Annotated in this window: 18 protein-coding genes; 9 read left to right on the forward strand and 9 right to left on the reverse strand. The window is 64.8% G+C overall.

Annotation, left to right across the window (positions count from 1 at the left end; genetic code table 11):
* Positions 1-9: 9 nt before the first annotated feature.
* Genes ABWW33_RS18885 through ABWW33_RS18895 form a run of 3 tightly spaced genes read right to left on the reverse strand, consistent with a single transcriptional unit; the run spans position 10 to position 2,084 of the window.
* Positions 10-381, reverse strand: a complete 372-nt coding sequence (locus tag ABWW33_RS18885; protein ID WP_176654481.1) for a Rieske (2Fe-2S) protein — start codon at positions 379-381, stop codon at positions 10-12.
* Positions 381-1,040 carry an HAD-IIIA family hydrolase gene (locus ABWW33_RS18890; protein WP_176654162.1) on the reverse strand — a complete coding sequence of 220 codons (660 nt, stop codon included), beginning with the start codon at positions 1,038-1,040 and terminating at the stop codon, positions 381-383. The genes ABWW33_RS18885 and ABWW33_RS18890 overlap by 1 nt, the downstream gene beginning before the upstream one ends.
* Before the next feature lie 45 nt (positions 1,041-1,085).
* A complete protein-coding gene (locus ABWW33_RS18895) occupies positions 1,086-2,084 on the reverse strand; it encodes an RluA family pseudouridine synthase (protein ID WP_353403230.1) in 999 nt (332 codons plus the stop codon).
* A gap of 705 nt (positions 2,085-2,789) precedes the next feature.
* Between ABWW33_RS18895 and ABWW33_RS18900 the strand changes: the two genes are divergently transcribed.
* The 5 genes from ABWW33_RS18900 to ABWW33_RS18920 all read left to right on the forward strand — a co-directional run bounded on the left by ABWW33_RS18900 (position 2,790) and on the right by ABWW33_RS18920 (position 10,451).
* Positions 2,790-5,840: an Rne/Rng family ribonuclease gene (locus tag ABWW33_RS18900; protein WP_353403231.1), complete on the forward strand. Its 3,051-nt coding sequence runs from the start codon at positions 2,790-2,792 to the stop codon at positions 5,838-5,840.
* Between the two features lie 161 nt (positions 5,841-6,001).
* Positions 6,002-7,108: a GTP 3',8-cyclase MoaA gene (moaA, locus tag ABWW33_RS18905; protein WP_353403232.1), complete on the forward strand. Its 1,107-nt coding sequence runs from the start codon at positions 6,002-6,004 to the stop codon at positions 7,106-7,108.
* Between the two features lies 1 nt (position 7,109).
* On the forward strand, positions 7,110-9,011 hold the full coding sequence (moeA, locus tag ABWW33_RS18910) for a molybdopterin molybdotransferase MoeA (protein ID WP_353403233.1): 1,902 nt from the start codon (positions 7,110-7,112) through the stop codon (positions 9,009-9,011).
* Between the two features lie 13 nt (positions 9,012-9,024).
* Positions 9,025-9,648 (forward strand): ABC transporter ATP-binding protein, encoded by a 624-nt coding sequence (locus ABWW33_RS18915; RefSeq protein ID WP_176654157.1) that lies wholly within the window; start codon positions 9,025-9,027, stop codon positions 9,646-9,648.
* Positions 9,649-9,653: 5 nt separating this feature from the next.
* Positions 9,654-10,451 (forward strand): ABC transporter permease, encoded by a 798-nt coding sequence (locus tag ABWW33_RS18920; RefSeq protein WP_353403414.1) that lies wholly within the window; start codon positions 9,654-9,656, stop codon positions 10,449-10,451.
* Here the strand turns inward: ABWW33_RS18920 and ABWW33_RS18925 are convergent.
* From ABWW33_RS18925 to cqsA, 4 genes are read right to left on the reverse strand one after another with little or no spacing between them, the layout of a single operon-like run.
* A complete protein-coding gene (locus tag ABWW33_RS18925; RefSeq protein WP_353403234.1) occupies positions 10,448-12,400 on the reverse strand; it encodes an acyl CoA:acetate/3-ketoacid CoA transferase in 1,953 nt (650 codons plus the stop codon). The genes ABWW33_RS18920 and ABWW33_RS18925 overlap by 4 nt on opposite strands.
* 26 nt (positions 12,401-12,426) lie before the next feature.
* Positions 12,427-13,746, reverse strand: coding sequence for a DNA recombination protein RmuC (locus tag ABWW33_RS18930; RefSeq protein WP_176654155.1), 1,320 nt, complete (start codon positions 13,744-13,746; stop codon positions 12,427-12,429).
* A gap of 4 nt (positions 13,747-13,750) precedes the next feature.
* Positions 13,751-14,149: a group II truncated hemoglobin gene (locus tag ABWW33_RS18935; protein WP_353403235.1), complete on the reverse strand. Its 399-nt coding sequence runs from the start codon at positions 14,147-14,149 to the stop codon at positions 13,751-13,753.
* Positions 14,150-14,188: 39 nt separating this feature from the next.
* Positions 14,189-15,382 carry an alpha-hydroxyketone-type quorum-sensing autoinducer synthase gene (cqsA, locus tag ABWW33_RS18940; protein ID WP_413448645.1) on the reverse strand — a complete coding sequence of 398 codons (1,194 nt, stop codon included), beginning with the start codon at positions 15,380-15,382 and terminating at the stop codon, positions 14,189-14,191.
* Positions 15,383-15,619: 237 nt separating this feature from the next.
* Here cqsA and ABWW33_RS18945 point away from each other — a divergent pair, with 237 nt between their 5' ends.
* Positions 15,620-16,897 (forward strand): sensor histidine kinase, encoded by a 1,278-nt coding sequence (locus tag ABWW33_RS18945; protein ID WP_353403237.1) that lies wholly within the window; start codon positions 15,620-15,622, stop codon positions 16,895-16,897.
* Between the two features lie 3 nt (positions 16,898-16,900).
* Complete coding sequence (locus ABWW33_RS18950; protein WP_353403238.1) at positions 16,901-17,911, forward strand: hypothetical protein; 1,011 nt, start codon at positions 16,901-16,903, stop codon at positions 17,909-17,911.
* A gap of 3 nt (positions 17,912-17,914) precedes the next feature.
* On the opposite strand, the gene ABWW33_RS18955 is transcribed toward ABWW33_RS18950, so the two are convergent.
* A complete protein-coding gene (locus ABWW33_RS18955; RefSeq protein ID WP_353403239.1) occupies positions 17,915-20,452 on the reverse strand; it encodes an ABC transporter permease in 2,538 nt (845 codons plus the stop codon).
* A gap of 6 nt (positions 20,453-20,458) precedes the next feature.
* Positions 20,459-21,472: an adenosine deaminase gene (locus ABWW33_RS18960; RefSeq protein WP_353403240.1), complete on the reverse strand. Its 1,014-nt coding sequence runs from the start codon at positions 21,470-21,472 to the stop codon at positions 20,459-20,461.
* 498 nt (positions 21,473-21,970) lie between these two features.
* Here ABWW33_RS18960 and ABWW33_RS18965 point away from each other — a divergent pair, with 498 nt between their 5' ends.
* A complete protein-coding gene (locus tag ABWW33_RS18965) occupies positions 21,971-23,893 on the forward strand; it encodes a PrkA family serine protein kinase (protein WP_176654148.1) in 1,923 nt (640 codons plus the stop codon).
* 78 nt (positions 23,894-23,971) lie between these two features.
* Entirely contained in the window at positions 23,972-25,240 is a 1,269-nt protein-coding gene (locus ABWW33_RS18970; RefSeq protein ID WP_176654147.1) for a YeaH/YhbH family protein, read from the forward strand.
* Positions 25,241-25,251 lie beyond the last annotated feature (11 nt).

A 25,251-nucleotide genomic window follows, 5' to 3' on the forward strand; every position in this document is an offset into this window, starting at 1 on the left:
TTAGTATGTTCAGGCGCGCACGGGGCGCACATAGTCGTCCGGCTGCCAGTAGATCTGCTGCTCGCGCTCGACCACGCCGATCGGGCGCAGGCGCCCGCCCCGGCAGGGGCCGCCGGCGCACAAGCCGCTTTCCGGCACATAGATCGCGCCGTGCGTCGAGCACATGATGTACAGCTTGCTGGACTCGAAGAACTCGCCTTCGGCCCAGTCCAGTTCAATCGGCACGTGGGCGCAGCGGTTCAGATAGGCGTAAGCCTTGCCACCGTAGCGCACCACGAAACCGGTGGCATCCTCGCCGCCGGCGGTCAACGCAAAGCGCACTCCCCTGCCGCCTTCCTGCACGGCGTCGGAGGCGCAGACCAGGATCTCCTCGTCCGCCATCACGCGTACTCGCTCAGCCAACGATGCAACTCCGCCACCGTGGCGGCCGAATACAGCGGATTGCAGGCGGCCAGCTGGTCGACCGGGTGGGCGCCGTACTGCACCGCCACGGCAGCCGCGCCGGCGTTGTTAGCCATCAGCAAATCATGCGAAGTGTCGCCGATCATCACCGTACGGCGCATATCCTGACCCAACTCCCGCGTCAGCTCCTGCAGCATGGCCGGGTGCGGCTTGGAGAAGGTTTCGTCCGCACAACGGGTGGCGTCAAACATCGACAGCACCTTGACGTCGTTCATGGCGCGGTTGAGGCCTACGCGGCTCTTGCCGGTCGCCACGGCCAGGAAATAGCCGTTCTGCGACAGCTCCGTCAGCATGTCCATCACGCCGGGGAACAGCGTCAATTCATGGTCGCGCGACAGGAAGTGATAGCGATACCGCTCCACCATCCGCGGATAGTAGGACGGATCGACTTCCGGCAGCACCGCCTGCATGGCCTCATGCAGGCCGAGGCCGATCACGTGGGCCGCAACATCGTCGCGCGGTATCGGCAGGGACAGGTCGCGCGCCGCCGCCTGTATGCATTTGACGATCGTTGAGGTGGAATCCATCAACGTACCATCCCAATCGAAGACGATTAGATCAAATTGCTTTCTTGCCATGTGTTCCGGCCGCGACGCAGGCCGGCTCCTTCATAATATTTGCGATTAGTTAAGAGGTTTTCCCAAGCTTACCAAGAATCGCTCGCATTCGGCGGCCAATGGCGCGTTCAACGTCATGATTTTTCCGGAATACGGATGGGTGAACGTGATCTGGTGCGCATGCAGGAACATCCGCTTGAGCGCGCCGCGCGTGGCGTCGGCCTTCAGCAAGGCGCGGTTCAGGGCAAAATCGCCGTATTTATCGTCACCTACGATGGCGAAGCCGGAAGATGACAGGTGCACGCGGATCTGGTGGGTGCGTCCGGTCTTCAGCTCGGCTTCCAGCAGCGCGAAATCCTTGAATTTCTTCAACAGCGTGAACACCGTGTGCGAGGGCATGCCCTCGGCCTGCACCGCGACGCGGCGTTCGCCGTCGGCGGTGGTGTACTTGTGCAGCGGCAACTTGATGTGTTGGCGCGCGTTTTTCCAGTCGCCCGCCACCATCGTCAGGTAGCGCTTGTCGGTATGGCCGTCGCGCATCTGCTCGTGCAGGCTGGTCAGCGCCGAACGTTTCTTCGCCAGCAACAGCAAACCGGAGGTGTCGCGGTCCAGCCGGTGCACCAGTTCCAGGAACTTGGCGTCCGGACGCGAGGCGCGCAACTGCTCGATCACGCCGAACGACACGCCGGAACCGCCGTGCACGGCCACGCCGGCCGGCTTGTCGATCACCAGCAGGTGGGCATCCTCGAAAATGACCTTGAATTCGGCGGCCGGCACATGGGTGGTGTCGGCCTTTTCCGCGATGCGGACCGGCGGAATACGGACGATATCACCTTGTACCAATCGGTACAATTGATCGATGCGCCCTTTGTTAACACGCACCTCTCCCGAGCGCAGGATGCGGTAGACGTGGCTTTTCGGCACGCCTTTGCAAACGCGCAACAGATAGTTATCGATGCGCTGACCGGCTTCTTCTTCAGTAATTGTGACGAATTGTGCTTGCAGCGGAATCGGCAGGCGATCCTGCGGTGTTGAAGGTGGGTTAACATCATTTTGTTGCTTCATTTGCTCTGTCTTCCCAGAAATCTCTCTAAGTCCTTCATTTTGAATATATAATTGTTTCGCTGCGGTTCAATCTGCGGCAAGGTGTAAGAATAAAAGCACATTTTACACAGGGGCGTCTCCACTGGCCTCGCCAAATTGCAAATTCAGAGGAAAAAATGTATACGCACCACCCCTGCCGGAATCAAGGTTGCACCGTTGTTGTAATCGGATGCCTGCAAGGATGCTGAATCGGATTGATTGGATTGTAAGGATAAAGTCCGGCCAGCTTGGTCAAGAGCCAAGCTGGCCGGTAGATGAAGTTGATAACGCTTGCCGTTTTCGCCAGACCCCATGCTTTGCTGCAAGCTCGATGGAAGGCTGAAACAAGCCTGATGCATTGTTACTTCGCGAAGTTGCGATACTTGTAGTACGTAGGCTTGGCCAGGATTTGGCTCTCAACGACGCTGTTCACCGCCCGCATTTCTCTGCCGCCCCCACGGGCCGCATGGATGAGTTGCAGGTGATGCGAGCACAGCGGCATGTCGATCGACCTCATGCGCCCAGTTGCGGCCGCAACGCGGATGATACGTCCGCGTTTCTGCGCCGCACAGGATGGGCATACCCACCGCAATCACCTGATTCTCGCGTATATCCCTGTACCACGCTGTCCCGGCCCAACCAGCCGGGCGGCACAGAGATGACCTACGGGTCGCGGAGTCAATAAAAATGAAACGCATGTTGTTTAATGCTACGCAGCAAGAAGAACTGCGCGTAGCGATCGTCGACGGTCAGAAACTGATCGATATCGACATCGAAACCGCCGGACGCGAACAGCGCAAGTCCAACATCTACAAAGGCGTGATCACCCGCATCGAACCGTCGCTGGAAGCTTGCTTCGTCAGCTACGGCGAAGATCGCCACGGTTTCCTGCCATTCAAGGAAGTAGCACGCACTTACTTCCGCGAAGGCGTCGATGTCCGTAACGCCTCGGTCAAGGAAGCGCTGCGCGAAGGCCAGGAAATCATGGTCCAGGTCGAAAAGGAAGAGCGCGGCAACAAGGGCGCCGCCCTGACCTCCTTCGTCTCGCTGGCCGGCCGCTACCTGGTGCTGATGCCGAACAACCCGCGCGGTGGTGGTGTTTCCCGCCGGGTCGAAGGTGAAGAGCGCCAGGAATTGCGCGAAACCATGGACAAGCTGGACTTGCCGCCAGGCATGTCGGTCATCGCCCGCACCGCCGGCATCGGCCGCAACGTCGACGAGCTGCAGTGGGACTTGAACTACCTGATGCAACTGTGGCGCGCGATCGAAGGCGCCGGCAAGTCGGCATCCGGCGCGTTCCTGATCTACCAGGAATCGTCGCTGGTGATCCGCGCGATCCGCGACTACTTCCAGCCGGACATCGGCGAAATCCTGATCGACACCGACGACATCTACGAACAGGCTCACCAGTTCATGAGCCACGTGATGCCGGACATGGTGCACCGCGTGAAGCGCTACAGCGACGACGTGCCGCTGTTCTCCCGCTTCCAGATCGAGCACCAGATCGAAACCGCGTACTCGCGCACCGTGCCGCTGCCATCGGGCGGCGCCATCGTCATCGACCACACCGAAGCGCTGGTGTCGGTCGACGTCAACTCGGCCCGCGCCACCCGCGGTTCGGACATCGAGACCACCGCCTTCAACACCAACTGCGAAGCGGCCGAAGAAGTAGCCCGCCAGCTGCGCCTGCGCGACCTGGGCGGCCTGATCGTGATCGACTTCATCGACATGGAAGTGGCCAAGAACCAGCGCGAAGTCGAACAGCGCCTGAAAGACGCGCTGCACCACGACCGCGCCCGCGTCCAGATGGGCAAGATTTCCCGCTTCGGCCTGATGGAACTGTCGCGCCAGCGCCTGCGTCCGTCGCTGTCCGAGGGTTCGCACGTGACCTGCCCGCGCTGCTCCGGCACCGGCCACATCCGCGACACCGAATCGTCCGCCCTGCAGGTGCTGCGCATCATCCAGGAAGAGGCGATGAAGGAAAACTCGGCCACCATCCACGTGCAGGTTCCCGTGGACGTGGCAGCCTTCCTGCTGAACGAAAAACGCGGCGAAGTGCTGAAGATCGAAAACCGTCACCGCATTTCCGTGATCCTGATCCCGAACAAGCATCTGGACACGCCGCACTACAAGCTGGAACGCATCAAGCACGACGATCCGCGCCTGGAAGACAGCCAGGCGAGCTACTCGCTGGCCGAGCAAGCCGAAACCGACATGGCCTACAGCAAGCGCCAGAAGGAAGAAGCCAAGCCGCGCCAGGAAGCCATGGTCAAGACCATCACCCCGGACCAGCCTGCGCCGCTGGTCGAGCGCAAGCCGAGCGAGACCGTCATCAAGCCAGCCCCGGCCCCGGTGCCGGCACCGGCCGAGCAAGGTTTCTTTGCCAAGCTGATCAGTTTCTTCACCGGCAAGCCGGAAACCCCTGCGCTGCCGCAGCAGCCGACCATCGTGGTCAAGGCGCCGTCGGGCGACCGCGGCGACCGCAACGCACGTGGCCCACGTGGCCGCAACCGTAACGGCAAGGGTGCCGGCCGCGGCGAGCGCGAAGAGCGCGAACCAGGCGCGGCCCCGGCCCGTCCGGCAGCCGACGAAGCGAAGGCAGTCGACGCCAACGGCCGTCCGGCACGCCCACCGCGTCCGCCACGCGAGCCGCGCGAACCGCGTGAAAACCAGGCTGCGGAAGGCCAGGCGCCACGCGAACGCGCAGAACGTCCGGAACGCCCGGAACGTACGCCGCGCCCACCGCGCGAACCGCGTGCCGACAAGGCTCCAGTCGAAGCCAAGGTTGAAGAGCTGGCATTGAATGCCGGCGTGCCGTCGACCGGTCCGGTGACCGACGCTGCCACCAGCATCCTGAAAACCGCGCCGGTGACCGGCCCGGAAGGTGAAGAGAACGAAGCGGCCGATGGCGAAGAACCGCGTCGTCGTCGTCGTCGTGGCGGCCGCAACCGCAATCGCCGTGACCGCGAAGGTGCTGAAGGCGTTGAAGGCCAGGAGTCCGCAGCGGCCGGTGAAGCCGGTGAGCCAGGCGAGCAGATCGCCATGAGCTTCACCGCACCAGCCGCCGAGGCAGACGTTGCCAGCGACGTTGCCGCACCAGTCGAAGCAGTCGCAGCGCCGGCAGTGGAGGCGCCAGTGGCAGCCGCTGCGCCTGCCGCACCGGTAATCGCGGAAGCGCCGGCAGCACCAGCCGCCGAGCCTGTCGTTGCCGCCGTGGCGGAGCCGGAACCTGCACCAGTCGCTGAATACGCGTTCGCTGAAAAGCCAGCCGTTGAAGCTGCACCGGCATCGCCGGTCGTCGAAGCCGTGCCAGTGGTCGAACCGGTTGCCGCCGAAGTCGAGGCACCTGCCGCACCGGCACCGGCACCAGCACCAGTTGTAGCGCCAGTCGTCGAAGCGCCGGCAGTGGTTGCCGAGGTAGCCGCTCCGGTCGTGGTGGAAGCCGCGCCGGTGGTCGCTGCTCCGGCACCTGCGCCGGTAGTTGCCCAGCCAGCAGTGGCTCCGGTAGCTGTCGCTCCAGCGCCTGCACCGGCACCGGTGGCGCCATCGGCACCGATCGACCTGCAGGCAGTGCTCGGCTCCGCCGGCCTGACGCTGGCAGCCACCGATCCAGCCAAGCTGCGCGCCGCGCAGGAAGCCGCCGCCAAGGCAGTCGCCCCAGCCCGCGTGCCACGCGAGCGCAAGCCGCTGCCGCCGCAAAATGACGAGCCGCTGGTGCAAGTCGATACCCGCCGATAATCCGGTCCGGTAAAACAAAAAAGGGAAGCTTGATGCTTCCCTTTTTTTTCCTTCTGCTTTTTCGCTGTGCCAATGTTCGTATGCCGCTCGTGGTATCGTAGCTGTCTGGGCGCATAACCATCCGCCGCGTCGATTTTAAAAAAAGCAAGATTGCATCACTCATGGCAGAAAAAATCATTCCGATAGTCAGGCAGCCGCATGCTGCGCCGGCCATCCCCGCGATCCTGGAAGCGCCGACCGGCCTGTTGAGCGATCAACTGGCCCGTCCGCTGCACGACCTGCGCATCTCGGTCACCGACCGCTGCAACTTCCGCTGCGTGTACTGCATGCCCAAGGCGGTGTTCGACAACGACTATCAATACCTGCCGCATACCTCGCTGCTGTCGTTCGAGGAAATCACCCGGCTGGCGAAAACCTTCATCGCCCACGGCGTCGAAAAAATCCGCCTGACCGGCGGCGAGCCGCTGCTGCGCAAGAACATCGAAAAGCTGGTGGCCATGCTGGCCGAGCTGAAGACCGTCCACGGCAAGCCGCTGGACCTGACCTTGACCACCAACGCCTCGCTGCTGGCGCGCAAGGCGCAGTCGCTGAAGGACGCCGGCCTGCAGCGCATCACCGTCTCGCTCGACGCGCTCGACAACGCCACCTTCCAGCGCATGAACGACGTCGACTTCGCGGTCGACGATGTGCTCAACGGCATAGACGTGGCGCATCAGGTGGGCCTGGGTCCGATCAAGATCAACATGGTGGTCAAGGGCGGCATGAACGATCAGGAAATCCTGCCGATGGCGCGCCATTTCAGGAACACGCCCTACATCCTGCGCTTCATCGAATACATGGACGTCGGCGCCTCCAACGGCTGGAAGATGGACGAGGTGATCCCGTCGGCCGAGGTGGTGCGCCGCATCCAGGCCGAAATGCCGCTGGAGCCGGTGGCGGCCAACTACACCGGCGAAACCGCCGCGCGCTGGCGCTACACGGATGGCAGCGGAGAAATCGGCCTGATTTCCAGCGTATCCCAGGCGTTTTGCAGCGACTGCAGCCGCGCGCGCCTGTCGACCGAGGGCAAGCTGTACACCTGCCTGTTCGCCACCAGCGGCCACGATCTGCGCGCACTGCTGCGCGACGGCCGCAGCGACGAGGAAATCGCCAGCGTCGTCGCCCAGCTGTGGCGCGCGCGCGGCGACCGCTATTCGGAACTACGCACCAGCCAGACGGACGGCCTGCAACGCGCCAACAAAGTGGAAATGTCTTACATCGGGGGATAGTTTGTCTTTGAAGAGCAAGGTCACCGGACTGATACTGGCGGGCGGGCGCGGCACGCGCATGGGGCGCGTCGACAAGGGCCTGCAGCCGTTTCGCGGCGCCACGCTGGTGGCGCACGTGCTGCAACGGCTGGCGCCGCAGGTCTCCATCGTCGCCATCAACGCCAACCGCAACCTGCCGCAGTACCAGGCGGCGGCCGGCGACGCGCCGGTGCTGCCGGATTTCATCGACGGCTTTGAAGGCCCGCTGGCCGGCCTGCAGGTGGGCCTGCAGTACTGTCCGACCGAGCTGCTGCTGACGGCGCCCTGCGATTCGCCTTTCCTGCCGGCCGACCTGGCCGAGCGGCTCTACGCGGCGATGCAGGCAGAAAACGCCGACCTGGCCGTCGCCGTGACGATGGAAAAGGAAGACGGCGCCGCGGAACCTTACCGCCAGCTGCATCCCGTCTTCAGCCTGATGAAGGCCAGCCTGCTGCCGCAGCTGGACGCCTACCTGGACACCGGCGCGCGCCGCATGGAGAGCTGGTACAAATCGCTGCGCGTGGCCGAAGTGCTGTTCGACGACGCCGACGCCTTCCGCAACATCAATACGCTGACCGAACTGCAGCAGCACGAGCGTGAACAGCCGGCACCGACCGCCGTGCCTGCGCCTGCGGGGGACGCCGACACGCTGCCTGTGGCCGAAGCCCGCCGCATCATCTGCGAGCGGGTCGCGCCGGTCGACGGCAACGAAAAACTGGCCCTGCGTGCGTCCCTCGACCGCGTGCTTGCCGAAGACATCATCTCCCCGATCAACGTGCCGGCCTACGACAACTCGGCGATGGACGGCTACGCCCTGCGCGGCGCCGACCTGCCCGCCGACGCCGGCGCGCCCGAAGTCACGCTCAAGGTCATCGGCATCGCCTACGCCGGCCGGCCGTGCACGCAGGCGCCGCAAGCCGGCGAGTGCGTGCGCATCATGACCGGCGCCGCCATCCCGCCCGGCTGCGACAGCGTGCTGCCGCAGGAACTAGCCGCGCACATCGGCGAGCACACCGTCACCATCGGGCACGGCGCGATCCGCGCGGGCGCCAACCTGCGCCGTGCCGGCGAAGATTTGCAGGCCGGCGGCATCGCGCTGGCCAGGGGCAAGATCATGCGTCCCGCCGACCTGGGCCTGGTCGCCTCGCTCGGCATTGCCGAGGTGAGCGTGCTGCGCAAGCTGCGCGTGGCCTTCTTCTCCACCGGCGATGAACTGCGCTCGCTGGGAGACTGCCTCGACGACGGCTGCGTCTACGACAGCAACCGCTACACGCTGTTCGGCATGCTGACGCGGCTCGGCTGCGAAGTGATCGACATGGGCGTGGTGCGCGACGATCCCGCCGCGCTGGAAGCAGCGCTGCGCACCGCCGCCGCCGATGCCGACGCCATCATCACCTCCGGCGGCGTCTCCGAAGGCGCGGCCGACTACACGCGCGACATCATGGCCCGCCTCGGCGACGTCGCCTTCTGGAAGCTGGCGATGCGTCCCGGCCGGCCGCTCGCCTTCGGCCAGGTGCAAGCGGACGGCCATAGCGCCTGGCTGTTCGGCCTGCCCGGCAATCCGGTCGCCGTCATGGTCTCGTTCTACATGTTCGCCCGCCCCGCCCTGCTGCGCATGATGGGCACGCAAAATCAAGGCATCCCGGCCATGCGCGCCAAGGCCGCGCAAGCGATACGCAAGCGCCCCGGCCGCACCGAATACCAGCGCGGCATCCTGGACACCGGCGCCGATGGCGAACCGCAAGTGCGCCTGACCGGCGCCCAAGGTTCGGGCATCCTCAGCTCGATGACGGAAGCGAACTGCATCGTCGTGCTGCACGACGCGCAGGGCAACGTCGCCGCCGGCGAGATGGTCGAGGTGCTGTTGTTCGACGGGTTGATATAACCGGCCTGGCTCGATGAACCCACCGGCCACTCCACGCCTGCACATCCGCGAACTGCAATCGACGCTGGCCGGCCCCTTCTCCTTCGACCTGGCAGCGGGCCAGTGCCTGACCATCTCCGGCCCATCAGGCGCCGGCAAGAGCCTGCTGCTGCGCATGCTGTGCGACCTCGATCCGAATACCGGCGAGGCGCAACTGAACGGCGTCGCCCGCGCCGCCATGCCCGCTACCGCGTGGCGCGCCAGCGTGGTCTACCAGCCGGCCGAGGCGGCGTGGTGGCTGCCGACCGCCGCCGGTCATTTCAAGCCGGGACAGATGGACCACGTGCGCGAACTGCTGCCGCAACTGAACCTGTCGCCGGACCTGCTGGACAATGAGATCGGCCGCCTGTCCACCGGCGAGCGTCAGCGCATGGCGCTGATACGCTCGCTGGCTTGCCGGCCGCAGGTGCTGCTGCTCGACGAACCCACCGCCGCGCTGGACCCGCAATCGGTCGCCGCCACGGAACGGCTGCTGCAAAAGGAACTGGCGGCCGGCCTGTCGATCATCCTGGTCACGCACTCCGAAGCGCAGGCGCAAACCCTCGGCCACCGCTCCATGATCATGCGCGACCGCCGCCTGACGGAAGCCGCGCCATGACCGGCATGACGCCGATCCAGCCCAGCGCGGTCGACCTGGCCGTCGCTTCCTCGCTGATCCTGCTGAACGCCGCCATCTCGGCCTATCTCGGCCTGCGCATGCAACGCCAGATGCTGTGGTCGGCCTTGCGCATGGTGGTGCAGCTGTTGCTGGTCGGCGTGGTGCTGCGCTGGGTGTTCGCGCTGGCCTCTCCGACCGCCACGCTGGCCGTCGCGCTGCTGATGATCGTCGCCGCCGCGCGCGAGGTGGCGGTGCGGCCCGCGCACGGCCTGCGCGGCTGGCCCGGCGTGTGGCTGAGCACCGCCAGCGTCGGCCTGTCCAGCATCGCCACGGTGATGCTGGCCCTGTTCACGGTGCTGCATCCGACGCCGTGGTACGAGCCGCAATACGCGATCCCGCTGATCGGCATCGTGCTGGGCAACGTGCTCAATTCCGCCAGCCTCGGACTCGATACCTTCTACAGCGGCGTGGTTGACGCGCGCGGCGCGATCGAGGCGCAACTGGTGCTGGGCGCCTCGCGCAACGAGGCGCTGGCGCCGCTGATACGGGCTTCGGTGCGCAAGGGCCTGATCCCCATCATCAACCAGATGTCGGCGGCCGGCATCATCACGCTGCCCGGCATCATGACCGGCCAGATCCTCGCCGGCATGGACCCGATGGACGCGGTGCGCTACCAGATCCTGCTGATGTTCCTGCTGGCCGGCGGCAGCGGCCTGTCGGTCGCGCTGGCGGTGTACCTGGCGGCGCGCAGCGTCACCGACGAACGCCACCGCCTGCGGCTGGAACGGTTGCAGAAACGCTAGCTATCTTCTCTGAGACGCAGCAGCGCCTCGGCCGAGTTGACGAACAACGCCGCATCCTTCTCGATACGCCGGAACGCCCGGCCCAGACTGGCGCGCATGAAGGTGCTGTGCGCGTAGCGCGTGACCTTGCTGTAGTAGCGCTCCGCCAGGCCGTTGACAGCCTTGACATAATCGTCCATCAAGTCCGGCGCGATGGAGAAGTTGTCGTAGTTGATCACCGCCGGCACCTTGCGGCCCAGCGGCGCCAGCCGCTCCGCCACCATGTCGCAGATGGTGGTAATGGTGGCCGCATCGGTCACCTCGAAGCCTTCGAAGTTCACGAAGAACAGCTGCTGCTGGGCGTCGTACACCAGCCGCCGTTCCAGCGGCTGCGCCAGGAAATCGCCGCGCCAGTTCATCGCCAGCGGCGAGAAGATGCGCGCGTCCATCAGCTTCAGTTGCGCGCTGACCGCCGGTTTGAAATCCATATGCGCCAGGATGTCGCGCTCGAGGTCCATGCCCGGCGCGATCTCGACCAGCTCCAGGCCCGACATGCCGCCGTCGAGCACCAGCCGGAACACGCAGCGCTCGGTGACGAACAAGGCTTCCTGCCCGCGCCGCGCCGCGTACTCGCCGCTGTAGGTGCGGTGCTCGACCTCGTTGATGAACTTGCGCGTGGCGCCCTTGTCGGCGGTGAAGGTGCCGACAAACACCGCCTTGCGCGCGTTCTGGCTGATGTTGATGAAGCCCCCCGCGCCAGCCAGGCGGCTGCCGAATTTGCTGACGTTCAGGTTGCCGTGGCGGTCCGCCTGCGCCAGGCCCAGCACCGCGACATCGAGGCCGCCGCCGTCGTAGAAATCGAACTGGTACGGCTGGTCGATGATGGCGTCCGCATTGGTCGCCGCGCCGAAGTTCAGGCCTCCGGCCGGCATGCCGCCGATCACGCCTGGCTCCGCCGTCAGCGTCACCAGGTCCAGCAGCTTTTCCTCGGCCGCCACGGCGGCCACGCCCTCTGGCATGCCGATGCCCAGGTTGACGACGTTGTTCGGACGCAGCTCCATCAACGCGCGGCGGGCGATGATCTTGCGCTCGGACAGCGGCATCGGCGCCACCGCCGACAAGGGCACGCGCACCTCGCCGGCAAAGGCCGCGCTGTAAGGCTCGGCGAAGGTCTGCATGTGATATTCGGGCTTTTCCGCCACCACCACGCAGTCGACCAGTACGCCGGGGATCTTCACCTGGCGCGGATTGAGCGTGCCCCGTTCGGCGATCCGCTCCACCTGAACGATGACGATGCCGCCCGAGTTGTGCGCCGCCATCGCGATCGCCAGCGCTTCCAGCGTCAGGGCCTCGCGCTCCATGGTGACGTTGCCGTTGGCGTCGGCCGTGGTGCCGCGAATGATGCCGACGTGGATGGGCTGCGCCTTGTAGAACAGGTACTCCTTGCCGCCCATGGTCATCAGCTCGACCAGTTCCTCGGTGGTGCGGTCGTTGATCTTGCCGCCGCCGTGGCGCGGATCGACAAAGGTGCCGAGGCCGACATGGGTCAGCAGGCCGGGTTTGCCGGCGGCGGTGTCGCGGAACAGCTGGCTGATGACGCCTTGCGGCAGGTTGTAGGCCTCGGCCTTGCCACTGATGGCCAGCTGCTGCAGCTTGGGCGCGAGGCTCCAGTGGCCGCCGATGATGCGCTTCAGCAGGCCTTCGTGGCCAAAGTGGTTCAGGCCGCGGTCCTTGCCATCGCCCTGGCCGGCCGCGTAGACCAGCGTCAGGTCGCGCGGATGGGCGTCGGCCAGGAAGCGCTGTTCCAGCGCCACGGCGATGTTCTCGGCGAATCCCACGCCGACAAAGCCGCCGGTGGCGATGGTGTCGCCATCGCGTATCAGGCCGACCGCGTCGGCCGCGCTGACGATCTTGCTGCGCTGGACGGCCGGCATGCCGACCGTGGAAAAATCAGGGGGACGAGCAGGCATGGCAAGCTCCGTTTTTAGTCTCGTTTTTAGTCTACATCCAGATCGTTCTTGTCTAGTTCAGGACCAAGCAGCAGCTGGGCCGCTTCGCTCGGCAATGCTTCCACCGTCTTCAGCTTGCGCGCCATCTGGCGGCTGCGGGTTTCGGCCGTCTCGATGTTCTTGGCCGCGCGCTCCAGCGACAGCTTGGTGGCGGCCAGCACGTCGCCGAACTTGCCGAACTCCGTCTTCACCGCCCCCAGCACCTGCCACACTTCCGACGAACGCTTTTCCAGCGCCAAGGTGCGGAAGCCCATCTGCAAGCTGTTGAGCAACGCCGACAAGGTCGACGGCCCGGCGATGCTGATGCGGTTCACGCGCTGCAGCTCGTCGGCCAGGCCGGGACGCCGCATCACTTCCGCATACAGGCCCTCGGTCGGCAGGAACAGGATGGCGAAATCGGTGGTGTGCGGCGGCGAGACGTATTTCTCCGAAATCGTCTTGGCCTCGACACGCACCGCACGTTCCAGCTCCCGTCCGGCCAGCGCCACGCCGTCCGCGTCCGCGCGCTCGGCCGCATCCAGCAGGCGTTCGTACTGCTCCTTCGGGAACTTGGCGTCGATCGGCATCCACACCGGCGCGCCGCCTTCGACCTGGCCCGGCAGCTTGAGCGCGAACTCCACGCGCGCGCCGCTGCCGGCGATGGTCTCGACGTTCTTGGCATACTGCTCCGGCGTCAGCACCTGCTCCAGCAGCATCTCCAGCTGCACCTCGCCCCAGGTGCCGCGCGTCTTCACGTTGGTCAGCACCCGCTTCAAGTCGCCGACGCCCAGCGCCAGCTGCTGCATCTCGCCCAGCCCCTGGTGCACGCGCTCGAGCCGCTCCGACACCTGCTGGAACGATGCGCTCAAGCGCGCCTCCAGCGTCGCATGCAGCTTCTCGTCGACCGTCTTGCGCATCTCTTCCAGCCGCGCGCCATTGTCGGCCTGCAGGTCCTTGATCTTCGCCTCCAGCGTGGCGCGCACCTCCTGCATGCGCGCGGCGTTCGATTCGGTCAGCCGGATCAGGGCCAGGTTCATGCTGTCGGCGAACTGCTTCAGGCTGCGCGCCTGCTCGTCGCGTCCCACCAGTCCCTGCGCCTCCAGCTGGCGGCGCATCGCCTCGAACTGCTGCACGCTGGCCGCGTGCGTGGCCTGCGCCGTGGTCTGCAGCTGCATCCTCACTTCGCGCTCGACCCGCTCGATGCGCTCGGCCAGGCCGGCGCTGGCCGCAGCATCGCCGCCGGCGCGCCCGCGCAGCAGCGCCAGCACCTGCAGCGCCAGCACGGCCAGCCCGATCGCCAGCAGCACAAAAAATTCGGTCTGGCTCATGGCGTCAATCCGGCTTGTTGCGCATCCAGTCGGCGGTTTGATAGAAGGACTCCATCAACCGCAACCGCAGCGCTTCGTCGATGCCGACATCTTCCATCGCCCATGCCATCGCGCGCAGCCACTGGTCGCGTTCCTGGGTGCCGATGGCGAACGGCATGTGCCGCATGCGCAGGCGCGGATGGCCGTGTTCCGCGATGTACAGGTCCGGCCCGCCCATCCAGCCGCTGAGGAACATGAACAGCCGTTCGCGCGCGTTGTCCAGCGTGGGCGGATGCACGGAGCGCAGCAGCGCGAACTCCGCCTCGAGTTCCATCAAATCGTAAAACCGGTCGACCATCTCGCGCACGCGCGATTCGCCGCCGATCACTTCATAGAGAGTTCGGGATTCAGTCATAGCCTCCATGATAGCGTACCGGGCGGCGATCCGCGCCTTCAGGCGCTCTTACACCAGCGCCAGCCGGCGCAGGCGGCGCGTGGACGACCAGTTCTCCAGGTCGATCTCGTCGAGGATGTCGTCGCAGGCCTGGACGATGCGCGACAGCTGCGACCGGTCCAGCCCGGAATTGAGCGTCAGCCGCACCAGCGAACGGTTCTTCGGCGTGGCCGGCGCGCAAAACATGGCGCCATACACGCCGCGCCGCTCCAGCAGCTTGCGCAGCGCCAGCGTCTTGGGCTCCGGGCCGGGCTCCAGCGCGATGATCTGCTCGCTGCCGTCGCCGACGTTGTAGCCCAGCGCGCTCAATTCCTCGCGCACCTCGCGCGAATGCGCGTGCAGCGCGGCGCGGCGGTCGTCGGCCGCCGCCACGAAGTCGACGGCGGCGTCGAACCAGGCCAGCTCGTGCGCCAGCATGCACGAGCTGAAGATGGCGGGCCGCGACTCCGACAGGAAATAGCCCTTGAACTTGGTCGAGCAGGTGATGAAGCCGGCGCGCCCGGCAAACGCCTTGGCCAGCGATGCCGTGCGGAAATGCACCCGCTCGCTCAGCCCCAGTTCCGCCACCAGCCCGGCGCCGCGCGGGCCGTGCGTGCCCAGCGAGTGCGATTCGTCGACGATCAGCAGGCAGCCGGAGCGTTCGGCGATCTCCACCAGCTCCACCAGCGGCGCCAGGCTGCCGTTGGTGCTGTACAGCGCGTCGACCACGATCAGGCCGCTGCCATGGCGCGCCAGCTGCTTTCGCAGATGTTCCATGTCGTTGTGCAGGAAGGTCACCGGCGTGGCACCGGCCGATTGCACGCCTTCCCACAGCGAGGCGTGCGCCTGCATGTCCAGGTAGACCGGGATGCCCGGCGCCGCCAGCGTCTGCACCAGGCCGACGTTGGCTGCCCAGCCGGACTGGGCCAGGATGCCGTCCTGCGCCCCCATGAAGCGCGCGAATTTCTGTTCCAGCCGGTGCTGGGCGCTGCCCTCCTGCAGGAACACGGCCGACATCAGCAGCTCGCCCGGTCCCCGGCGCAACGCCGCGATCTGCGCGCCCACCAGCGCCGGCTCCCCAGCCAGGCACAGGTAATCGTTTCCGGCGAGGAAAACCGCGCCGGCCGGCGTCGGTTGCCATGCATGCGGATGCTCGCCGCCCAGCAATTGCTCAATACGGGTAATGTAATGTTCGTCCATGCGGCGGGTCACGAATTCGGGCATTTGCTGTTCAGCCGGTAAAGCAAAAGCGCGGGGCTGGGCATGATCTATAGCAATCGCGTGAGGCATTTTTTTGCTCCTGTATGGGTTTTGGAAAAGGTTGTTTTTTTATGAATCCAATGCCAACCATGAGGCCAAAAAAACATGAAGAGATTGATGCGGATCAACTCTTGATTTGAATTGCCGGTTGAAGTTGCAAATTAAGGCGATCATGGGAACTTGATAAAAGTCAATCTCACAATGAAGCCCCCTCTGCAAGAACGCTGGAAACGCTGGCAGCACGGAAAGATCCAGGCCTTGCTGCTCTACCATGGCCGCGAGGACCATGCCATGGTGCGCGTCCTGTTGCTGGCCTGCATAGGCACGGTGGGCATGCCGCTGTACTACGTGATCTGGCAGCATTTCTTTCCGCAGGAATACGAGTCGCTGCCGCTGAGGCTGCTGGGGATCCTGCTGAGCGCGCTGGGCCTGTTCGCGCGCCAGTTCAGCCGCAGGATGCTGCAGATCTATCTGGTGGTCACGCTGAGCTATATTTTCCCGTTCTTCTTCACCTTCATGTTCCTGATGAACCATGCGTCGGGCGTGTGGAGCGAATCGCTGCTGATCGGCCTGGTGGTGCTGTTCCATTTCGACACCGGCCTGGCGCTGAAGGCCTACGTGGCCGGCACCACGCTGGCGGTCGCCGCCGTCGTCGGGCTGGGCGAAGGCGCCACGCTGCTCAGCCAATCCGTGCTGCAGCAGGTGCCGATCCACTGGTTCACCATCGCCGCGCTGTCGGCCGCCAAGATCAGCCGCCACGTGCTGGCGCAGGAAAAGCTGGCCGGCCTGGGCGCCGGCCTGGCCACCGTGGCCCACGAGCTGCGCACGCCGCTGACCAGCGTCGACGCCAATGTGCGCGGCCTGCTGCGCCTGTTTTCCGACGCCGGCGGCCGCAACCTGGAAGACCGCCTCGGCACCGTCGACGCGCTGGCCCGCATCCAGTTCGAAGTGCGCCACATGAACCACATGATCGACCTGTTCCTGCTCAGCGCGACGGCGGTGCGGCAAAACCTGCGGCCGGTCGAGACGGTGATGATGGACGGCGTGGTGGAGGGCATGCTCAAGCGCTACCCCTTCGTCAACGCGGGCCAGCAAAAAATCGTCGCGCTCGAGGTGCGCCGCAATTTCACCTTCTCCGGCCAGACCGAGCTGTCGGTGGTGATCCTGCTGAACCTGCTGCGCAACGCGCTGAAAGCCGTGCAGCGCGCCGGCAAGGGCCGCGTGCGCATCGTGGTCGACGGCGCCCATGTGCCGCCGCGCCTGCTATTCATCGACACCGGCTGCGGCATTCCGGCCCAGCGGATGCCGCTGATCTTCCGCCGCTTCTACTCCTTTCCGCCGCATAACGGCGCCGGCATCGGCCTGGCGCTGTGCGAAGAAATCATGAGCGCCTGGAACGCCACCATCCGTTGCGTATCGCGCGAGAGCGCCTATGCGATTTTTGTCCTGGAATTTCCCCAGCCGTCCCTCCCGAGGTGAAACATGCATCTGCCCGTCTACTCCCATCCCACGCTGACCGTGCTGGTCGACGACAGCGACTCGTTCCTGAAAAGTCTGTCGTTCCAGCTCGATCCCATGCTGGCTAGCAAGACCTTCCATGACACCACGGCCGCGCTGCAATGGCTGCGACAGGGAACCCAATCGGGGAGCGTACCGCTGCACGTCAATTTCGACATGCAGAACCTGCCGGCCGACCAGTGCAACGTGGCGCTGGACCTGGAGTGCATCTACCGCATCGGCGAGCAGCGCCAGCGCTTCGCGACGCCGTCGGTGCTGGTGGTGGATTATTCGATGCCGCAGATGAACGGGCTGGAATTCTGCGAGGCGGTGGCGCACCTGCCGTGCAAGAAGATCCTGTTCACCGGCGCCGCCGACGAGAAGATCGCCGTGGGCGCCTTCAACCGCGGCCTGATCGACCGCTACATCAAGAAGAGCGACGACCACGCGCTCGACATCCTGGAGCTGGAGATCGCCGCGCTGCAGCGGGCGTATTTCGACGCGCAGTCCGAGACGCTGCGCGAGCTGGTGCTGCTGCATAACTACCACTTCCTCGGCGACCCGGCGCTGGCCCAGCTGGTGCGCCAGCTCAGCGACAGCAAGGGTTTCGTCGAGCACTACATCTTCCCGGCGCCGACCGGCATCCTGTTCCTCGACAAGCACGGCAAGGCCAGCCTGATGATGATAGAGACCGAACAGGGCATGTACGCGCAATACGAGATCGCCCGCGACAGCGACGCCCCGCCGTCGCTGCTGGACGCGCTGCTGGAGCGCCGCGTGCTGCCGTTCTTCTCCGATCCCTACGGCGACGGCATGTATTCAAGCCGCGTGGCCGACAACTGGCACCGCTACTGCGCGGCGCCGCAGATCTGCCAGGGCCGCGAGACCTACTACTGGGCGCTGTTCGACCTGCCGTCGCACTACTTCGACAAGCGGCCCTATTCCTACGCCCAGTTCCTCAAGGAGCAGATGGCGCAGGAAAGCGTGGCGGCTTAAGTCTTAAGCCTCGCGCAGCGTTTGCAGCGGCGGCTGGCGCAGCACGTTGCGCAGGCCCAGCCAGCCGCCCGCGATGGCGCACAGCGCGCCGGCCAGCAAGCCGACCACCCACACCGACGGGTTGAAGCTCCAGGCGAACTTGAACTGGTACGTGGCCAGCGCCCAGCCCATGGCCGCCGCGCCGGTCGCCGCCAGCACGCCGGACAAGGCGCCCACCAGCGAGAACTCGATCAGCTGCGCCTGCGACAATTGCCTGCGCGTGGCGCCCAGCGCCCGCAGCAGGCCCGATTCGCGGGTGCGCTCGTCCTGCGATCCCATCAGCGCCGCATACAGCACCAGCACGCCGGAGGCCAAGGTGAACACGAACAGGAACTCGACCGCCGTCACCACCTGGTCCAGCACCGCCTGCACCTGGCGCAGCAGGCCGCCGACGTCGACGATGGTCAGGTTGGGATAATCGCGCGTCAACGCGTTCATCACCGCGCCCTGCCCTTGCGGCAGATGGAAGGCGGTGATCCAGCTCTGCGACACTTCCGTCATCGCGGCAGGGTTGATGATGACGAAGAAATTGACCCGCATCGAACCCCATTCCAGCTTGCGCAGGCTGGTGATGGTGGCGTCCACCGGCGCGCCGGCGATGTCGAAGCGCAGCTTGTCGCCCAGCTTCCAGTGCAGCGTCTTGGCGATGCCCTCTTCCACCGAGGCTTCCGGCGCGCCCGGCTTGTCGGCGAACCACTGGCCGGCGCTGATCTTGTTCTCGGCCTGCATGCGCGCCATCGTCGACAGGTTGAATTCGCGATCGGCCAGGCCCTTGGCGCGGTCCTCGGTGTAGGTCTCGGCGGTGACGGGCTTGCCGTTCACGGCGGTCAGGCGGCCGCGTATCATCGGATACTGCGGCGCATACGCCACGCCCGCCGCCTGCAGCCGCTTGCCGATGTCGGCGGCCTGCTCCGGCTGGATATTGATGATGAAGCGGTTCGGCGCATCCGGCGGCGTGGCGTTGCGCCAGGCCGTCATCAGGTCGCCGCGCACCACGGTCAGCACCAGCAGCGCCATCATGCCCAAGGCCAGCGACACCACCTGCACCACCGTCGCGCCGGGACGGCGCTGCAATGACGTGACGGCGAAGCGCCAGCTCTGGTGGTCGATCGCGCGGCGCAGCGGCTTGAGCGCGGCCAGCCCGCCCCAGGCCACCAGTCCGAACACGGCGAACGCGCCGAGGAAGCCCAGCGCCGTGTACAGCGCCAGCTGCGCGTCGCCCGCCTGCCACAGCAGCAGCACGACAAAGCCGGCCATGCCGAGGCCATAGGTGGCCAGCGCCGCCACCTGCGGCGGCTCCTGCTCGCGCCGGATCACGCGGTTGTGCGGCACCTTGCGCAGCTGGAGTATCGGCGGCAGCGCGAACGCGGCCAGCAGCAGCATGCCGGTGGCCACACCCTGCAGCGCCGGGTAGATGGTCGGCGCCGGCAGGTCTGCCGACACCAGCTTGCCCAGCACTTCCAGCAGCACGTAGTGGCCGCCGAAACCGACCGCCACGCCCATCAGGCTGCCCACCAGGCCGACCAGCAGGAATTCGGTCAGGTACATCAGCGTGACCTGGTTCTGCGTCAGGCCCAGGCAGCGCAGCATGGCGCAGGCATCCAGGTGGCGCTGCATGAAGCGGCGCGCGGCCATCGCCACGGCCACCGCCGCCAGCATCGCCGACAACAGGCCGACCAGCGACAGGAAGCGGTCGGCGCGGTCCAGCGTGGCGCGCATTTCGGGCCGGCCGTTCTCCAGCGACTCGACGCGCACGCCCTTGGTGTTGTTGTTCTTGATTTCCGCCTGCAGCCATTGCTCGTAGGCGCTGGCCACGGCCGCGCCGTTCTTCAGCGACGCCGGCGCCGCCACCAGCAGGCGGTAGGACACGCGCGAGCCGGGCTGGATCAGATTGGTCGCCTCGACGTCGGCCAGCGCGAACATCACGCGCGGCGCGAAGGCGAGGAAGTTGGCGCCGCGGTCCGGCTCGGAGGCGATCAGCTGGGCGATGCGGAAGCTCTTGTCGCCCAGCTTGATCCGGCCGCCGACCTGCGTCTTCAGGCTGCCCAGCAGGCCGGCGTCGATCCAGACGGTGCCCGGCGCCGGCACGCCGGCGGCCGGTGCGCCCTGGCTTTGCTCGGCCTGTTCGGCGTCGGTGGTGATCTTCAGCTGGCCGCGCAGCGGGTAGCCGGGGCCGACCGCCTTCAGCGACGCCAGCAGCGACGTCGATTGCTCGCCCTCGCCCGCCTGCGCCATGCTGGGGAAGCTGAGTGTGTCGGTCATCCGCAGGCCGCGCCGGGCCGCTTCCGCGCGCCACGCCGGGTTGACCGGCAGGTCGGCGCTGACGACGACGTCGGCGCCCAGCAACTGGTGGGCGTCGCGATCGAGACCGCTGCGCAGGCGGTCGATGAAGAAGCCGGTGGCCGACAGCGCGGCAACGGCCACCGTCAGCGCGATCAGCAGGAAGCGCAATTGACCGGCGCGCCAGTCGCGCGCGGTCATCTTCAGGGCGAGTTTGAACATGGGGGATTACAGTGCGAGGGCGGCGAAATAGGCGTCGACTTCATCGAGGAACTTCTGCTTCTGCTGCGCCGGCAGGAAGGCGGCGGCGAAGCTGTTGCGCGCCAGCCGCTGCGCATGCGACAGGCCCAATGGCAGCGCCTCGAAGGTGGCGACGAAGTTGGCGTTCATGTAGCCGCCGAAGTAGGCCGGATCGTCCGAGTTCACCGTCGCCACGATGCCGGCGTCCAGCAGCTGCAGCAGGTTGTGCTGCTCCATGCGCTCGAACACGCACAGCTTGACGTTGGACAGCGGGCACACCGTCAGCGCGATCTGCTCGCGCGCCAGGCGCTGCGTCAGCGCCGCGTCTTCCAGGCAGCGCACGCCGTGGTCGATGCGCTCGACCTTGAGCGTGTCGAGCGCGGTCTCGATGTAGGCCGGCGGGCCTTCCTCGCCCGCGTGCGCGACCAGGTGGAAGCCCAGCTCGCGGCACTTTGCGAACACGCGCGCGAACTTCTCCGGCGGATTGCCGACCTCGGACGAATCGAGCCCGATGCCGATGTACTTGTCGCGGTAAGGCAGCGCCTCCTCCAAGGTGGCGAAGGCGTCTTCCTCCGACAGGTGGCGCAGGAAGCTGAGGATCAGCGTGGCGCTGACCGGGCTGTCCTGGCAGGCGCGGTGGATGCCGTCGATCACGGTCTTGATCGGCACGCCGCGCGCCGTATGCGTCTGCGGGTCGAAGAAGATTTCCGTGTGGCGCACGTTGTCCTGCTCGGCGCGCTTCAGGTAGGCCGCCGTCATGTCGTAGAAATCCTGCTCCTGCAGCAGCACGCTGGCGCCGGCATAGTAGATGTCGAGGAAGGATTGCAGGTCGGTGAAGGCATAGGCCGCGCGCAATTCCTCCACCGAGCCGTACGCCAGCTGGACGTTGTTGCGCCGGGCCAGCGCGAAGATCAGTTCCGGCTCCAGCGAGCCTTCGATGTGGATGTGCAGTTCGGCCTTCGGCATCTGCTGCACGACGGTGCGCAATTGTTCGTTCAACATTATTCTTTTTCCCTTGTGACGGATGGCTGGATCAACGCATCTTAGCGCATGATGCGAGAGTGCGACAGCGGCCGCCAAGTTGCGGCAAAATTTATCTGTTTGAGGTGCGATCAGCACGGCGCGCACAGGCGTGATACTGTGGCATAAATGAGCGAAAAAAATGTCATTGAACTCACGAAAAGAACACTGTTTTCTTGGAAATTATCTTTACATATCAACAGCTTACGAAAGAGTATTAACGATATTACGACATATCTTTTGACTTCCTGCACCAATAGCGCAATAATCAATTTCATAGACGTAAGAAGCGTTACGACCGACAAATAAAAGCCGCCAACCGGCGATAAAGCCAGCTCATCGGCACGGGCAATCCGTGCCACCAAATGGAAGCTGGCCAATAAGAAAAATAATACAGAAAGGGAATGCACAGACCAGGGCCAGGGCAGGCAAAACTGCCGGTGACCCGTGACAAGTAGGCTTACATTAAAGGACACCCAAATGACCATTTTTGACAACTACGCCGCACGGTACGAACGGACCAAAGAAGAAGAGATGTCCATGAAGGAATATCTCGAACTTTGTAAAAAAGACCGGCTGACTTATGCCAGCGCCCCAGAACGCATGTTGGCCGCCATCGGCGAACCGACACTGGTCGATACCCGCAACGACACCCGGCTGTCACGCATCTTCGCGAACAAGGTCATCAAGATATACCCGGCATTCCGCGAGTTCTACGGCACGGAAGAAGTGATCGAGCAAGTGGTTTCCTACTTCCGTCACGCCGCGCAAGGGCTGGAGGAACGCAAGCAGATCCTGTATCTGCTGGGACCTGTGGGCGGCGGCAAGTCGTCGATCGCGGAAAAGCTGAAGTCGCTGATGGAGCATGTGCCCTTCTATTGCCTGAAAGGCTCGCCGGTCAACGAGTCGCCGCTCGGCCTGTTCAACGAGGAAGAGGACGGCGTGCTGCTGGAAGAGGATTACGGCATCCCGCGCCGCTACCTGCGCAACATCCCGAGCCCGTGGGCGGTCAAGCGCCTGCACGAGTTCAACGGCGACATCAACCAGTTCCGCGTGGTCAAGCGCTACCCGTCGGTGCTCAAGCAGATCGCCATTTCCAAGACCGAACCGGGCGACGAGAACAACCAGGACATCTCCTCGCTGGTGGGCAAGGTCGACATCCGCAAGCTTGAAGATTATTCGCAGGACGATCCGGACGCCTACAGCTATTCCGGCGGCCTGTGCCTGGCCAACCAGGGCCTGATGGAATTCGTCGAGATGTTCAAGGCGCCGATCAAGGTGCTGCATCCGCTGCTGACGGCCACGCAGGAAGGCAACTATAAAGGCACCGAGGGCTTCGGCGCGATCCCGTTCGACGGCATCATCCTGGCCCACTCGAACGAGTCGGAATGGAAGACCTTCCGCAACAACCGCAACAACGAGGCATTCCTCGACCGTATCTACATCGTCAAGGTGCCGTACTGCCTGCGCGTGACCGACGAGATCAAGATCTACGACAAGCTGGTGGCCAACTCCTCGCTGTACCAGGCCCCGTGCGCGCCCGGAACGCTGAAGATGATGGCGCAGTTCGCGATCCTGTCGCGCCTGAAGGACCCGGAAAACTCCAGCATCTTCAGCAAGATGCTGGTCTACGACGGCGAGAACCTGAAGGACACCGATCCGAAGGCCAAGTCGATGCACGAGTATGTCGACTACGCCGGCGTCGACGAGGGCATGAACGGCTTGTCGACCCGCTTCGCCTTCAAGATCCTGTCCAAGGTCTTCAACTTCGACAACACCGAGGTGGCGGCCAACCCGGTCCACCTGCTGTATGTGCTGGAGCAGCAGGTCGAGCGCGAGCAGTTCCCGCCCGAGACCGAACAGAAATACTTCTCCTACATCAAGGAGCACCTGGCCCAGAAATATGTCGAGTTCATCGGCAAGGAAATCCAGACCGCGTACCTGGAGAGCTATTCCGAATACGGCCAGAACATCTTCGACCGCTACGTGACCTTTGCCGACTTCTGGATACAGGACCAGGAATTCCGCGACCCGGATACCGGCGAGAGCTTCGACCGCGAGTCGCTGAACAACGAGCTGGAAAAAATCGAGAAGCCGGCCGGCATCTCGAACCCCAAGGACTTCCGCAACGAGATCGTCAACTTCGGTCTGCGCGCGCGCGCCAACAACGGCGGCAAGAATCCTTCGTGGACCAGCTACGAGAAATTCCGCACCGTGATCGAGAAGAAGATGTTCTCGAACACAGAGGAATTGCTGCCCGTGATTTCGTTCAACGCCAAGGCCAGCGCCGAAGACGCCAACAAGCACGCCGACTTTGTCGCGCGCATGGTGGAAAAAGGCTATACGGCCAAACAGGTCCGCTTGCTGTGCGAATGGTATTTGCGCGTGAGGAAGTCGTCTTAAGACGGCCGCAGTCCGGGCGCGCCTCGGCGGCGCGCCCCTCGCTACGACCGCCGCACCAAACGCAGCAGGAGGCATCTTTTGACTTATCTCATCGACCGACGTTTGCAGGGCAAGAACAAGTCCGCGGTCAACCGCGAGCGCTTCCTACGGCGCTACAAGGCACAGATCAAGGACGCGGTGGGTCGCGCCATCAAGGGCCGCTCCATCACCGATATTGAAAACGGCGAGAAAGTCTCCATCCCCGTCAAGGACGTGGGCGAGCCTTCTTTCGGCCACGCCCATGGCGGCGTGTGGGAAACCATCAATCCCGGCAACCAGGAATACCAGAAGGGCGACCAGATCAACCGCCCCAAAGGCGGCGGCGGGGCCGGCCGCGGCAAGGCCGGCAACAGCGACCAGCTGACCGAGGACGACTTCATCTTCGAGCTGTCGCGCGAAGAATTCATGAACTACTTCTTCGAGGACCTCGAGCTGCCGCACATGATCAAGACGCAGCTGACGGCCACCACCGAATTCAAGAACCAGCGCGCCGGCTACAATATGTCGGGCACGCCGTCCAACATCCACGTGCTGCGCTCGCTGCGCGGCGCGCTGGGCCGGCGCATCGCGGTCGGCGGCAGTTCGCGCAAGCGCGTCATCGAGGCCGAGCGCGAGCTGGAGGAATTGCTGCTCGAGGGCGCGCCGCTGGACGCGCCGCGCGTGCTCGAGCTGAAGAAACTGATCCACCATCTGCACACGCGGCTGCTGGCCATCCCCTTCATCGACCCGTTCGACCTGCGCTATTCCAACCGCGTCAAGGTGCCCAAACCGATGACGCAGGCGGTGATGTTCTGCATCATGGACGTCTCCGGCTCGATGGACGAAACCCGCAAGGACACCGCCAAGCGCTTCTTCATCCTGCTGTACCTGTTCCTCAAGCGGGTGTACGACAAGATCGAGGTGGTGTTCATCCGCCACCACACGGCGGCGGCCGAGGTCGACGAGGAGGAATTCTTCCACTCGCGCGAATCGGGCGGCACCGTGGTGTCGTCCGCGCTGCACCTGCTGGACAAGATCATCGACGAGCGCTACGGCGCCGGCAGCTGGAACAGCTACGTGGCGCAGGCGTCCGACGGCGACAACTGGGACAACGATTCGGTGCTGTGCCGCCAGCTGCTGATCAACACCATCATGCCCAAGGTGCAGTACTACACCTACGTCGAGATCACCGACGGCCCGGCGCAAAACCTGTGGGAGCAGTACTCGCAGGTGCCGGACCACCACGCGCACTTCGCCATGCAGAAAATAGTCACGCCGGCCGATATCTATCCGGTGTTCCGCGAACTGTTCAAGAAACAGCCGAAATAGGCAGCCGATTT

Source organism: Duganella hordei (assembly GCF_040369125.1).
Classification (GTDB): domain Bacteria; phylum Pseudomonadota; class Gammaproteobacteria; order Burkholderiales; family Burkholderiaceae_D; genus Rugamonas; species Rugamonas hordei.